Source organism: Streptomyces niveus (genome assembly GCF_001723055.1).
GTDB lineage: Bacteria > Actinomycetota > Actinomycetes > Streptomycetales > Streptomycetaceae > Streptomyces > Streptomyces niveus.
Window position 1 is genome coordinate 1 of record NZ_MDCR01000118.1, and the last position, 14,338, is coordinate 14,338.

Annotated in this window: 7 protein-coding genes; 5 read left to right on the forward strand and 2 right to left on the reverse strand. The window is 72.3% G+C overall.

Features of this window, described 5'->3' with window-relative positions; all coding sequences use genetic code 11:
• Positions 1–2,705: hypothetical protein (locus BHU15_RS15555; RefSeq protein ID WP_141726827.1), on the reverse strand; the 2,705-nt coding region annotated here is incomplete at its 3' end.
• Between the two features lie 65 nt (positions 2,706–2,770).
• On the opposite strand from BHU15_RS15555, the gene BHU15_RS15560 reads away from it, so the two are divergent.
• A complete protein-coding gene (locus BHU15_RS15560; RefSeq protein ID WP_069627742.1) occupies positions 2,771–3,178 on the forward strand; it encodes a hypothetical protein in 408 nt (135 codons plus the stop codon).
• Between the two features lie 5 nt (positions 3,179–3,183).
• Positions 3,184–4,023, forward strand: coding sequence for a hypothetical protein (locus tag BHU15_RS15565; RefSeq protein ID WP_069627743.1), 840 nt, complete (start codon positions 3,184–3,186; stop codon positions 4,021–4,023).
• 319 nt (positions 4,024–4,342) lie between these two features.
• Here the strand turns inward: BHU15_RS15565 and BHU15_RS15570 are convergent, their stop codons facing one another.
• Entirely contained in the window at positions 4,343–5,224 is an 882-nt protein-coding gene (locus BHU15_RS15570; RefSeq protein ID WP_069627744.1) for an NAD(P)-dependent oxidoreductase, read from the reverse strand.
• Positions 5,225–5,346: 122 nt separating this feature from the next.
• Between BHU15_RS15570 and BHU15_RS15575 the strand changes: the two genes are divergently transcribed.
• The 3 genes from BHU15_RS15575 to BHU15_RS15585 all read left to right on the forward strand — a co-directional run bounded on the left by BHU15_RS15575 (position 5,347) and on the right by BHU15_RS15585 (position 14,311).
• Positions 5,347–8,559, forward strand: coding sequence for an AfsR/SARP family transcriptional regulator (locus BHU15_RS15575; RefSeq protein WP_069627745.1), 3,213 nt, complete (start codon positions 5,347–5,349; stop codon positions 8,557–8,559).
• A gap of 177 nt (positions 8,560–8,736) precedes the next feature.
• Positions 8,737–9,675, forward strand: coding sequence for a hypothetical protein (locus BHU15_RS15580; RefSeq protein WP_069627746.1), 939 nt, complete (start codon positions 8,737–8,739; stop codon positions 9,673–9,675).
• Positions 9,668–14,311 carry a caspase family protein gene (locus tag BHU15_RS15585; protein WP_069627747.1) on the forward strand — a complete coding sequence of 1,548 codons (4,644 nt, stop codon included), beginning with the start codon at positions 9,668–9,670 and terminating at the stop codon, positions 14,309–14,311. The genes BHU15_RS15580 and BHU15_RS15585 overlap by 8 nt, the downstream gene beginning before the upstream one ends.
• The last annotated feature ends 27 nt before the right edge of the window (positions 14,312–14,338 follow it).

Sequence of the window (14,338 nt, forward strand, 5' to 3'; positions counted from 1 at the left end):
AGGACGGGGTGGTTCCGGGCGGTGGGGTCCGTGGGGTCGGGCAAGCCGGGCAGGGTGCTTCGCAGGCGCTCGAAGGCGGCCTCGAAGACCTTCATCGGCGGCGGGCCCGGCGCCGGCGCGGCTCCCGTCCCCGCCGCGACGCCTCCCCCCGTGACCAGATTCGCCACGAGACCGACGAAGAAGCGCATCATGTCGGCCCAGCCGTCGGGAGACTCCCCCTCCATGACGTCGACCAGGTCGGCCGCCTCACCCACGAGGCTCATCGCCTCAGCGGCCCGTTCGGCGGCGGTTTCCTGAGCCGCGGTGCCGTGAATCCCGGTGCCGTGAATCGCGGTGGCCCGCTGCGCGAGCGCCCTGACGAGGGTGGTCCCCGCCATCTGCCACATCGGGTGGCCGGGATCAGGACACGCGGCGAACGTCCTGCGGCACCGCTCGACCTCGGCGTCGGTGATGTCGGGCTTCGGGCCACCGCCCGGCCCGATGGTCCCGATCAGGTCGATGTAGACGTCACCCATCATGTCGAACCCCGGCAGATCGTCCCCGGCGACGGCCCCGGGCTCCGCCGTGTACTCCTTGAGCCGCCGTGCCGCGTCCAGCGCGCGTACGAGCTGGCCCGGTTCATGGCCGAGCAGGTAGTTCTGCAAGGCGGTGTGCACCTCGGTGTGGAACTTCGCGACCACCTGGGCGGCGTCGGCGGACGGTCCCTCGGTGGTTGCCGCCGTGGCGAGCAGCGCGGACGCCTCCCGGGCCGCGTCCCCGTCGAAGCTCATGGTCGACCAGGTCGTGAGTGAGGACGCGAGGAGCTGATCGACGGCCTCGCCGAGTTCGGGGTCACGCGTACGCGCGTAGCGCAGCAGTTGGACGATCTCCTGGAGATCCTCCGGGACGCCGTTGTCGCCCGCGCCCTGGGCGGCGAGCGCGCTCCCGAGCCCGGCGGCGAGCGAGGCCCGCAGGCCGGCCTCCGCCTCTCCCGTCTCTCCCGTCTCCGCCAGCAGTTCCCGCAGCACCCCGATGTCGGTGTCGAGGTGTTCGGGGTCGGTGAGGTTCATGCTGTCGATGCGCGACATCAGGGAGACCACCCTGACCAGCTCCGGGTCGGGTGCCTCGCCCGGCGCGCCGGAGGGGATCGATCCCACGGCGATCGACAGCGCGATGTCGAACTGCCCCTGTCGCAGGAGTCCGAGCGGCAGGAAGTCGGCCGGGGCGGCGGCCACCACCTCTTCGGTCAACGCCTCTGCCTCGGCGCCGAGTTGATCCGCCCGGATCGCCGCGTCGCCGCCCTCGGCCTCTCGCAGGGCCGCTGCCCGTACGCCCGTGAGGGCGGCCAGGACGGCGACGTACGCGTAACGGTGCGGATGGTCCGCGGGCAGCGTCGCCAGCGCGGCGCGGTAGCCGGCGATCCGCTCGTCCGAGACGGATACGGCTACGGGCCCAGCCTCCAACTCCGCCCCGATGGAGTGTGCCAGATCGAGGACTTCGAGGTCGATGTCCGGGGGCCCGCCCTCACGGGCCGCCCGCGCTCTGAGCTGTGTCACGATGCCGTCGAGCAGGGCCGGGTCCTCGTCGGGGTTCTCGTGACTGTGGAACTTCGCCAGATCGGAGAGGAGTTCGGCGTCCGCCGTCCCGACGGTGCCGAGCAGCTCGGCCGCCTCCCGCGCCGCGTCCCGCGCCGCCTCCCGCCCCGCGTCACTCCCGCCGCGCTCCGTGGCGAAGGCGTCGAGCCCCTGGCTCAGGCTCATGGCCACGGCGGCACGGGCCGGATGGCCGGGAGGCGTACGGAGCAGCGCCGCCCGCAGCCGTCGTACGCCACAGGCGATCCGGCCCGCGTCGTGCTCGCTCGCACCGGCCTCGACGATGACAACGCCCGCCCGCAGGTCCAACTCCCCCGGCCAGTCCATCGGTTCCGCGTACATCTGGCGTAAGGACTCCAGCGCGTCCGCGACCCCAGGTGTGTGCAGCGCGTCCGGTACGAGCGCGGCCAGGCGCTCGACCTCGGACAGCGGCGGGTCGCCGATGAGGCGCGCCGCGTCCAGCACCGCGCCGAGGGCGAACGCGGGCGCGTCGGCGCCTGCCGGGCCGATCGCGTTCGGCGTGACGGTGGGCAGCCGTTCGCACACCGCTGCCGCGTTCCGCGCGGCGACGGCGAGCGAGTCCGGGTCCGCCGCGAGCTGGAACCGCGCCGCGTGCAGCCGCACGGCGTAGAGCGCCAACTGGACGAATCCCTCGTGGCCGGGCGGCAGATAGTGCTGCGCCGTGTCGGACCAGGCGAGCGCGCGGTCGAGGGTGAGCAGCCGTTCGGAATCGGTGAGTCCCGGCGCGGCCAGCGCGTTCTCGCCGAACACCGAACTCATCAGGTGCTCGAAACCCGTCTCGCTCGACGGATCGGCGGGGTCGAAGGCGTCCCGTAGCTGCTGGGGCAACCCCTCGGGGTCGGGCAGGCGCGGGAAGAGGAATCCGAAGGTGCTCAGGGCGATCGTCAAGTTCTGCTGCGCGTCCGGGTCTTCGGGGCCCTCATGCCGGAACCAGAAGGTCCAGAAGACGGCGGCGACGGACTCCAGGTCCACCGATTCCGCGGGCGACGGCGCGGCCTCGCGCAGCAGTGCCAGGGCGTCGTCCACCGCGTCGTCGCCGCGCAACCCCGCGGGATCCTGGGTGTTCTGAGCCGTTACGAGACGGGCGACCACTCGTTCCTGAAGCTCGGTCATCGCTCACTAGATTAGTCTGAGAACACTCCAACGAGCGGTGTTTCCGGGGGATTTGGGAGTCTGCGATGGGTGAGGACGGGCAAGCGCGAAGGCGGTACGAGGACGCGGTCGAGTTTCTGTGCCGCAACACGGAGTCGCTGCGCGAGCTGATCGGTCCGGGAGGCTGGGAAGCCCCGTTCGCGACGGTCCGGGACGGTGTGCCCATGTCCGGTGAATGGCGGGACGCGCTGCGGGAGTTGGACAACGCGGCGGAGGCGGCGGGGGTCCCCGGCGGGATCGGTCTGGAAGCCAGGATGGGGGCCGGCGACTGGCTGTCCGGGCCCACGCCCCGGTCGGTCGGCTGGATCTGCCCGACGGGTCGCTGTGCGCGGGTGGATCTGCGGACGGACGGTCCCCGGTCTCGTACGCCCGAGACGGCACCGGCGCCCACCTGTGCGCTGGCCGACCTGCCGATGCGACTCGTGGGGGGCTGAACGCGGTGGAACTGCTCGTCGAACTCCAGAAGCGCATCCCTGACGGGTGGTTCCTGCGCCGACTGCTGCCCGCCACGCTGTTCGTCATGGCCGCGGTCGTGGGCGGCGGGCAGCTCGGCCAGCGCCACTGGAACGACCTCGGGCTCGCCCGCGAGTCGATCGCCGGCGGGCTGCGGCTGAGCGGCGGGCTGTCCGCCGACGGTGTCGCCTCCCTCGTACTCGTCGCGGTGGCGATCCTGGCGGCGGCGTTCGCGGTGCCGCTCGCGGCGGGCGCGATCGGGGCGCTGGCATCGGGGGCCTGGCCCTGGTGGCTGATGCCGTTGGCACGGCGCGTGACCGCGTGGCGCGTACGGCGCTGGGCGCACCCCGACGAGCTGGGCAGGCAGTCCGTCCGCGCCCGCGCCGCCGGACGCCACCTCCGGGCCGACCGGCTCGACGCCCGCAGGGCCCGTACGGAGCCGGCCACGCCCGGCTCCCCCACCTGGTCGGGCGACCGGCTCCGGGCCACCGAGGAGCGCGTCGGGAGGGAGAGCGGGAGCGACATCGCGAGTGACTGGACCAGGGTGCTGCTCTCGGCGGACGACATCCCCCGCACCGCGCTGAGCGAGACACGCACGGCGTACGACGCGGCGTGCGAAGCCCTCGCGTGGAGCGCGGCGTTCACGATCCTCGGCGCCTGGTGGTGGCCTGCGGCGGCGGTCGGGGTGCTGCTCTGGCCGGCCGGCTGGCTCTCGCTGCGCCGCGCGGTGGAGGCGCTGTGCCGCACGACGGAGGCGGTGTTCGCACTCGCCACGACGGACCCGACGACGCCGACGCCGACCCCGACGGTGTCGCCGACCCCCTGAGGGTGGGCGGGAACCGGTCGCCGGGGGCCGTGAATCGGACGAATGCCGGGGATGACGGGATACGAGACGTCCTCCGCCTTCCACGGCCGGGGCCGCCCGGGGACGATTGACGCTCGGCGTACGGCCCGCGACTCCGGGAGGACGTATGGGCAAGCAGGTCAAGTGCGGGTCGAAAGACACCAAGACCGGCAAGCCGTGCCAGAGACCGGCGATGATCGGCTACTCCCGCTGCCAGACGCACAGAGGGTCGTGGACGTCCCCGCAGAAGCGGAAGACCAAGAAGCGACGCTGACGGGTCTCCCACCTCCGTACTCCGTACTCAGCGCGGCGGTCGGAGTGACTCGATCGCCCGCGAGAGGCTCGACGACCCGTGGCCCTGGGCGATCTGGCGCTCGAAGAGCGTCTGGAGCGGGGTCAGCAGGTCCACCCCGATGCCCTGGGCCTTCGTGGCCGTCAGCATGTTCGCCAGGCCCACCGTGTTGATGTCGAGGTTGGACGTCTCCGTCGTGTAGTCGCCCGAGTCGATCTCGGCCGCGAACCCGGGCAGCGCGGCGGCTGCCCCGTTCAGCCAGGGGACCAACAGGGCGGTGATGTCCGTGGCCTTGATCTGGGCCGAGTCGGCGACCGCGACCGACTGGAAGAAGCCCGCGAACATCCCGTACATGCCGCTGAGCAGCGCGACGTCGTACAGCGAGGCCAGACCGGGATCGGTGCCGACGAAGGTGGGGGCGCCCAGGAGGTCCAGCTGCTCGCGGTACGTCTCGAAGACGGCGGACGTGCCGCTGTAGAGGACGAACGCGTCCGCCGTGCCGATCGTCTGCGGTACGGCGTAGACCGCGCCGTCCAGGTAGTCGGCGCCCTGGCCGGTCGCCCAGGCGGCCAGCTCGCGGGCGGGCTCCGGGGTTCCGGAGGTGAGGTTGACCAGGACGCGTCCCCGGAGCGCGTCGGCGGCCGGTGTCAGCAGCCGGCTCACGGTGTCGTAGTCCAGCACGCAGACGATGACGAGTTCGCCCGCCGCGAGGGCTTCGGCGACGGACGCCGCCCGGTGCGCGCCTCTGGCGACGAGGTCGTCGGCCTTGGCCGGGGAGCGGTTCCAGACCGTGGTGCGGTAGCCCTGGTCGAGGAAGGCACCGGCCAGGGCGCGGCCCAGGTTGCCGAGTCCGACGATGGAGACGGTGGGGAGCGAGGGCTTGGTGGTCATGGGGTGGTCCTCCCGTTGCTGTCGTGTGCGGTGCGATGGGAACGACTCTGCCGGGCGGGGCTGTTGATCGACTGTCGGTCCACTGTCGGTCGGCGGCGCCGGACACGGCCTAGGCTGACCGCATGCGATTCGGGGTGCTCGGTCCGCTGGCCGTGTGGACGGCGGACGGCGAACCTGTCCCGATCCCCGGCGCGAAGGTCCGCGCTCTGCTCGCCCACCTGCTGGTGGAGCCGGGGCGTGCCGTGTCCGTCGGCCGGCTGGTGGACGAGCTGTGGGGGACCGCGCTGCCGGACGACCCCGGCAACACGTTGCAGGGAAAGGTCTCGCAGCTGCGGCGCGCGCTGGAGCGTGCCGAGCCGGGCGGTCGGGAGCTGGTGGTGTCCGGGGCCGGGGCTTCGGGGTATCTGCTGCGGACCGGCCCCGATGCCGTCGACGCGGGCCGGTTCACCGCGCTGCTGGACCGGGCGCGGGCCGAGGCCGTACCGCGTACGAGGGCGGAGCTGCTGGCCGAGGCGCTGGGGCTCTGGCGGGGAGAGGCGTTCGCGGACTTCGCCGGTGAGCCGTTCGCCCTGGCGGAGGCCAACCGCCTGGCGGAGGCCCGGCTGACGGCCCTGGAGGAACAGGCCGAGGTACGGCTGGAGTTGGGCGAGCACGCCGAACTGGCCGGTGAACTGGGCGGCCTGGTCGCCGCGCATCCGCTGCGGGAGCGGCTGCGCGCCGCGCACCTGCGGGCGTTGTACGGCGCGGGGCGCCAGACCGAGGCGCTGGAGAGTTTCGAGGAGCTGCGGCGCCGGCTCTCCGACGAGCTGGGCCTGGAGCCAGGACGCGAGTTGATCGCACTCCAACAGGCCGTGCTGCGACAGGACTTGACCGTCGCGGGCGCCGAGCGGCCCGTCCGCTCCGCCGTCGTCACGAATCTGCCCACCCCCCTCACCGAGATCGTCGGCCGGGAGGAGGCCGCCGCCGGTGTACGCGCCCTGCTCGGCGCGGCACGGCTGGTCACCCTCACCGGCCCCGGCGGGGTCGGCAAGACCCGGCTGGCCGTGGAGGTCGCGCGGCGGTCCGCCGAGGCGTACCCGGACGGCGCCTGGCTCGTGGAACTGGCCGCGCTCGCGCCCTCACCGGGCCCTCGGGTCGATCCGGACGTGGTCAACGCGGCGGCCGAGGCGGTGATGAGAGCCCTGGGCATCCAGGAGACCGACGGGGAGCGCTCGGCGAACGGGGCGTTGTCCCCGGCCGGCCGACTGGGCGGCGCGCTGCGCGAGCGTCGGCTGCTGCTCGTCCTGGACAACTGCGAGCACGTCGTGGGTCCGGTCGCCGAGCTGACCGCCGCACTGCTCCCCAACGCGCCGGGCCTGACCGTACTGACGACCAGCCAGGAACCGCTCGCCATCAGCGGCGAGCAGATCTGGCCCGTGCCGCCGCTCCCCCTGCCGAGCGCCGTCGCGCTGTTCACCGCCCGCGCCGGGACCCACGCCGGGACCCACGCCGGGGCCCACGACGCGGACAGCACCGAGGCCGAGGCCGCGGCCGTCGCCGAGCTGTGCCGCCGCCTCGACGGCATCCCGCTGGCACTGGAACTCGCCGCGTCGCGCGTCCGGACCATCGGCGTGCACGGGCTGGTCGCCCGGCTGGACGACCGGTTCAAACTGCTGGCCGTCGGCCCCCGGAACGCGCCCGACCGGCAACGGACCCTGCGCGCGGTGATCGACTGGAGCTGGGGTCTGCTGACGGCGCCCGAGCGCGTCGTGCTGCGCAGACTGGCGGTCCACAGCGGGAGTTGTGCCCTGGAGGCGGCGGAGGCGGTCTGCGCCGGGGACGACGACGTGCCGTCCGCCGACGTCTTCGAGTTGCTCGCCCGCCTGGTGGACCGGTCGCTGGTCGTGCTGTCCGACCGGCCGGACGGCCCCCGCTACCGGCTGCTGGAGTCGGTCAAGGAGTACTGCGTCGAACAGCTCTGGGCGGCGGGCGAGTTCGACACCGTACGCGAGAGACACAGCCGCCACTACACCGAACTTGTCTGCCAGGCCGGGCCGTTGCTGCGCGGACCCGAGCAACAGCACTGGCTGGAAAGGCTGGACGCGGAGTCGGCCAATCTGCGGGCCGCGCTGGACTTCGCCGTACGGCACGGGGCCGGGGAGCGGGCGCTGCGTACGGTGAACGCGCTGGCCTGGTACTGGGTGCTGCGCGGCCGGCCGGCGGAGGCCCGCCGCTACCTGGACGCGGCGCTCGCGGCCGTACCCGCGCCCACGCCGGATCGCGCCGTGGCCACGGCATGGCGGGCGGGTATCGGCCTGCTCCAAGGCGAGCCCGCCGTCGGCCCCGAGAACAGCGCGGAGCGGATCGAGGACCCCCTCGACCGGGCAACCGCCCTGTGGTTCCTGGGCTTCGCCCAGATGGGATCCGGCGATGTCGCCACCGGCGAGAGCCTGGTGAACCGGTCCCTGGACGCGTTCCACGCCCTCGGCGACCCCTGGGGGACAGCGGCGGCGCTGAGCGTACGGGCCCGGCACGCCATGGCTCGCGGCGATCTCGACGCCGTCCGGCGCGACGGCGAACGCAGCGCCCGCCTCTTCGAGGAGACCGGCGACCGATGGGGCCGGCTCCAGACCGTGTTCCCGCTGGCCGCGCTGAGCCAGATCACCGGCGACTACGCGCACGCCGCCCGCCTCCAGCGCGACGGCCTGGCCATCGCCGAACAACTCGGGCTGTGGACCGAGGCCGCCAAACGGCTCTGCGGACTGGGCAGAATCCATCTCCTCACGGGGGATCACGCACGGGCCCGCGAGTTCCACGGGCGCGCCCTCAAGCTGGCGCGCGAACAGAACCTCAGGTCCGGGGAGGTCGACGCCGAGATCGGCCTGGGACTCGGCGCCCGCCAGGAGGGCGATCACGACCTGGCGGAGCACCTCATGCGCGGGCTGCTGGCCTGGTTCCGTGAGGTGGGTTACGGCCCCGGCAGCACGCTCGCGCTGGCCGAGCTGGGCTTCGTCGCCGAACTGCGGGGCGACGCGGACGCCGCCCGCGCGCTGCACCTGGAGGGCTTCGACGCCGCGTACGAACTCGGCGACCCACGTGCCGTGGCCCTCGCGGTGGAGGGACTGGCAGGCGCACAGGCCGCAGCGGGCCGGTACGGCGAATCGGCGCGGCTGCTGGGCGCGGCGGCGGCAGCCCGCGACTCCGTCGACGCCCCGCTGCCGGCCGCCGAACGCCGCGACGTGGACCGCGTCACGGCGGTGGCGCGCGAGGCGCTGGGGGCGGCGGGCTTCGAAGCGGAGTTCGGCCGGGGCGAGCTGCTGAGCATGACGGAGGCGCGAGCTCTGGCGACGAGGTGAGGGCCGAGGTGAACATCGTCGGGTGAGGCCAAAGCCCTTTGGCGCAGGCGCTGTTCACGCCCCTCGCGGCCGCCCCGTCTCTACTATTGTCGCGGGATATGTCGGTGGTGTCGGGCCGGTCCGGCAGCACTCGGCGGTCGGCGGTCCGGCAGTCGGCGGTCCAGGGGTGACGTGGGGATGGCCAGAGTCGTATTCGTACACGGGGTCGGCAAGCAGTATCTGAGCGAGGACTCGCTGGTCCGGGACATCGTGCCCGAGCTGCGGGGCGGCGTCAGGCTGGCGAGGGCCGAAGCCGCAGCCAGGGACGGGGCCGATGACGCCGTCGTGGTGCCCGCGCCCGAGGACGTCGCCGTGGCCTTCTACGGCGATCTGTTCCGGCCCGCGGGCACCCGGGCGGACGACGAGAACTTCCAGGCGGCGGACGTCGAGAGCGACCTGGAGTTCGAACTCCTCATGGCCTGGTGGGCCGAGGCGGCCCGTACCGACCCCCAGGTCCCCGCGCCCGACGAGAGCGGCACACGCGGCAAAGTCGGCTGGGCCGCCGCCCAAGGGCTGCGGCTGAAGACCGTACGGCGCGCGCTGGACGCCCTGACGGGGGCCCAGTTCCTTGAGGGCGTCCGCGACCGCGTACTGATCGGAAACCTGAAGCAGGTCGCCCGCTACCTCACCGACCCGGACATCCGCACCCGCGCGCAGGCGGCGGTCGCCGCCCACCTCACCCCGGACACCCGCGTCGTCGTGGCGCACTCGCTGGGCACGGTGCTCGCGTACGAGGCACTGTGCGCGGCGGCGGCGCGAGGCGAGAAGGTGAATGTACAGATGCTTGTCACGCTCGGCTCGCCGCTGGGAATGCGCGGAGTGGTACTCAACCGACTGCACCCGGCGCCCGTGGACGGCCGGGCGGTGTGGCCGAGGAATCTGCGGGCCTGGACGAACATCGCCGACACGACGGACATCGTGGCCGTCGTGCGCGAGATCGCCCCCGCCTTCGGTCCTGCCGTCGACGACCTGGTGGTGCACAACGGCACCCACATGCACGACGCGACCCGCTATCTCACCGCGATCGAGACCGGCCGCGCCGTCGCCGCCGGACTCGCCGGGACCGCGGATGAGTGAACCGCGCCGCCCTGCCCCACGGCGTTACGTCATCGCGGCCGGCACCCGGCACTACACCCAGCTCCCCGAACTCCCCGAGGCGCACGCCGACGTCCAGCGGATCGCCGACCTCTTCACCTCGATGGGGTACGAGCGGGTCCTCACGGATGTCTCCCACGACCCGCGCGCCGACGACTTCGAGGACGCCCTGGCCGACTGGTGCGCCGGAGCCGAACTCACCGCCGACGACACCGTGGTCCTCTACTACGCGGGCCACGGCGACCTCCCGGACGCCGGGAACTACCGGCTGGCCTGCGCGGGCACCGTCGAGAACAGGCCGCGCAGTTGGCTGGCCCCGCACAATCTGGAGGCCGCGCTCGGCGCCTCCCCCGTCCGCAACGTGCTGTTCGTGATCGACGCCTGCAACGCGGCGGCGGGCGCGGGCGACATCGCCTCGGCGGCGGCCTCCTTCGCCGCCGTCAGACCACGGAGCGCCGACGGTGGTGCGGGCACCTGGGTCATGTCATCGGCACGGCACCGCGACCTCGCCGACGACGGCGCGTTCGCCGCCGAACTGGCCAGCGTCTGCAAGGTCGGTGACGGCGCGTCACAGAGGTATCTGTCACCCGCCCTGCTCGCCGACCGGATCAACCGGTCCTTCGAACGGGCCGGCCGCCGGCAGCGCGCCTCCTGCTCGCTGGCCGACCAGACCGCGCAACCGCCCTTCTTCCCCAACCCGGCGTTCGACCCGAGCGCCGAGACGGACGCCGACGGCCGGCTCGGCGGCGATGTCTCCGACCGGGCCTCGCACTTCGAGCCCCGGGGGCGCGGGGTGGAGCATGTGAGCGACCCGGGGTCGTACTTCACCGGGCGCGGCCACGCCCTCGCGGCACTGCGCACCCACCTGGCCGCGACGGACGAGCGGCGGCCCTTGGTGGTGACCGGGGCTCCCGGCTCCGGCAAGTCGGCGGTGCTGGGGAAGATCGTGCTCGAAGGCGAAGGCCACGACACCAGCAGGATCGACGTGTCGGTCAACATGCGCCACCAGACGCTCCACGACGTCGTGGAACGACTGGCGAGCGCCGCCGATGTCACGGCCACCACCGTGCCCACGCTCCTCACCGCCCTCGCCGGCCGCCAGCGCCCCTTCCGGATCGTGGCCGACTCCCTGGACGAGGCCGGCCCCGGCGACGGCAAGGCGGAGGCCCGGAACATCGCGTGGGAGCTGTTGCGCCCACTGGCGGCCGTACCGTGCGTACGCCTGGTGATCGGCTCGCGCCGCGAACTGCTGCTGCACATCGGCGACCGCGCGCCCGTGATCGACCTGGACAGCACCGAGTACGCCGACGACACGAGCATCGCCGAGTACGCGGAACGCGTCCTGACGGACGCCGGCTCGCCGTACGAGCACGCGCCGGGAGTCGCCCGTACGGTCGCCGTGGAAGTCGCGGCACGGGCCGGCCAGTGCTTCCTCGTCGCCCGGATGACCACGACGGCGCTGCTGCGCGACACCCTCATCGACATCACGGTGCCGGGCTGGGCCGAGCGGCTGCCGTCCGACGTGGGCGGGGCGCTCGACGCGTACCTGGAACGGCTGCCCCGCGGCCGTAAACCGACGGCGCTCGCCCTGCTGACGGCACTCGCCTTCGGCGAAGGGCACGGTCTGCCGCGAGCGGGGGTGTGGGCGCAGGTGGCGTCCCGGCTGTCGGGCGAGGCGCTGACCGAGGCGGACATCGACGAACTGCTGGACGAGGACGGCTCGTACCTCACGGTGGTCGAACAGGACGGCCGGAAGTACTTCCGCCTCTACCACCAGGAACTCACGGCCCACCTCCAGACCCGTACGCTCCGCTTCCGCGACCTCGCGGACATCCAACGGTGCTTCGTGGACACCCTGTTGGACCTCGTACCGATCCGCGCGGACGAGCCCTGCTGGGACCGGGCCCACCCCTACGTACGCGGCCACCTCGCCACCCACGCGGCGGCCGCCGGCACGATCGACGACCTCATCGAGGACCCGGCCTTCGTCCTGGCCGCCGACGTCTCGGGGCTGCTCCCGGCGGTCCGGTACGCGCGCCACGGCTCCGTACCGGCACTGGTGATCGAGCGCTGCTCGGACCTGCTCCGGACGGGCGCCGAGCTGGACCGCGCGGCGCAGCTCGCCTTCATCGCGGAGACGTACGGGGCACGGGAGTTCGCGCTGCGGGCGGCGGCGCTGTCGGCGTCGGTCGACCGGCTGTGGGTGGAGCCGCGCCGCGTGACGCCGCACCGGATCATCGGGCAGCACGGGTCGGGCGGCAACTCGACCACGTCGCTCTTGGGCGGCTGGACCATCGAGGAAGTCGTTACGTCCCGGGGCCGGACGGTGATTCTTGCGGCGCCGCCTTCCGCCACACACGTCTCCGTGTGGGGACTGGACGACCCCTCTCAGTCGGCCGTGCTTCCACATCCGTCGCCCGTCCAGGGCCTGGTGGTCGTCGGACGCCACGGTGAGGGGCCACTCGCGGTCACACTCGATGAAGAGGGCTCCCTGAGGGTCTGGGATGTCGAACATCAGACGTTGAAGGCGCACACGTCCACAAACGGCTGTGACGGGTTGCTGGATTCGGGAACGCTGAGCGACGGGACGCCCGTGGTCCTCTGTCGACGCCCCCGCCGGATCGAGATGTACGACCCACTGCGATCGGTGCCCCTGTCCGTCGTCACTCTCGACCGCGCGCCCGAGGAGTCAGGGCCCACGGAATCGACCAGGGAGGGCTGGACGACCGCCCGCTTTGTGCAGGATGTCGACGGAAGCGCCCAGGCGCTGGTCTGTGACATGGTGACCGGGAGGATCACCCTGTATCCGCTGGAGTCGAACGCCCGGCCCCGTACGCTCCTCCAGTTGCTCAGACGCCCGATCATCGTGGCGACAACGCGTCTGAGCGACGGAAGCACAACGGCGGCGATCCAGCACGGGCGCCACGAAGGCACCCTCACGCTGATCGGCACCCGCTCCGGAACGACGACCTCGCATGCGCTTCCCGGCTTCGGCTGGGCCAACGGCCAGTTCGTCGGGGACGATCCGGCGAACTGTGTGCTCGTCATCGCCCGGGAACGGTATACCTATGTGGTGCCGCTGTCCGCTCAGCCGAAGCCACCGGCACGGGTGGACGCCGACCTCTTCGCCTTCGCAGTCGCACCGAGCCCTCAGGACGGCCAACTTCTTGGCGTCAGCGCCGGAATGACCGGCGGGGTCAGCGTCCTCGACACGGCGACAGGCGACATCGTCGGAAACCCACTGCACGGACACGAGAGTGCCATCTGCGCCGTCCGCGTCCTGAAGTCCTCGGCTTCCAGCACGCTAGACATCCTCTCGATCGGCAATGACGGCACAGCACGGGTATGGCACTGGAATCCGGGACACGCGTCCCAGGACACGGCACGCGATTGGGCAGGGAGCGATTTCGCGGCGTCGCACACCGATCTCGTCCTGGGGTGGAAGGCGAGCGCGACACAGCTTGTCGCCAGTTCATGGGTCGGCATCCGGCTGATCTCCACCGACAATCTCGGCCGGCTCATGGACTCCGGGGCGCCTGAGTGCGTACGCGAACTACCGGAGACAGCCACATCAGACTTCGAGGGGTGCAGTGAGGATCCCGACGGAACGTTGAACTTGCTGGCCAAGCGGGAAAGCTTCGACGAGAACGGCAGCGAGGGTGAGTCGTTGGTCAGCATCTGGTGGCAGCGGCTCGATCCCACAGGGAGCGTCAGCGTGGTGGAACTGCCCACCTCGCACCCGACCTACTGGAGCACGGAGTGCCATGTCCTGCCCCCGACTGCTGCCCACCCACGCACCCGCGTGATCGTTTCTGATCCCGTGAGCAACGAGGTCTCCCTCTGGACATCCCCTCGGCAGCACACGGCCTTCTCCCAACTGCCGTGGGCCCCGCGCCCCGATGCCCTGACCCGGGACTTCTGTTCGGCCGCCTTCGAGCTCCCTACTGGCGAAGTTGTGCTGATGGTCTGCGACAGCGATGAGTCCCGGTCACAGGGCTTTCTATGGGACGTCACCGCGGCGAGACCACTTCGTGCCGATCCGGTAGCCCTGATCAGTGGCGTTGTCACCATGGTTACCCAGCACGGCGCCGGAGGCAGCGGATTCGTCGCCATGGCTGCCACGACCGGCGAAGCGGCCGTACTGGATCTGGTCACTTGGCGCATCCACACTGTCAGTCCACCCGGTCCGGGAGAGTCCGCCGGACGCGCCTACCGGAGCCTGGCATCCGGCGCCGGCTGGTATCTGCGCTGGGCCCACGGGCCCGACTCGCAGCCGATCCTCCTCTACATGGACGGCCGAGGTCTCGACGACACAAAGCTCACCCCCGTCACCGTCTGGGACAGCGCCCACCCCGACACCACCACCCTCCTCCCGATGCCCGCCGCCCGCCTCCTCTGGGCAGGTACCGCCCCCAACGGCGAACCCATGGTCGCGGTCAGCGACGAGCACGGTGTCGCGCTCTGCCGGCTGCCCAGCGGGGAGAAGGTCTGGAGCGTGCCCATTCCCGCGCTCGTGACCTCGCTCGCCGTACTGCCCGGCTTCGATCTGGCGATCAGTACCCAGCAGGGCGTCGTGCTGGTACGCCCCTCGGCTGAGCTGCGGTCCAAGGCCGGCTGACAGCGGCCCCGGCCCCTTGTCAGCGGC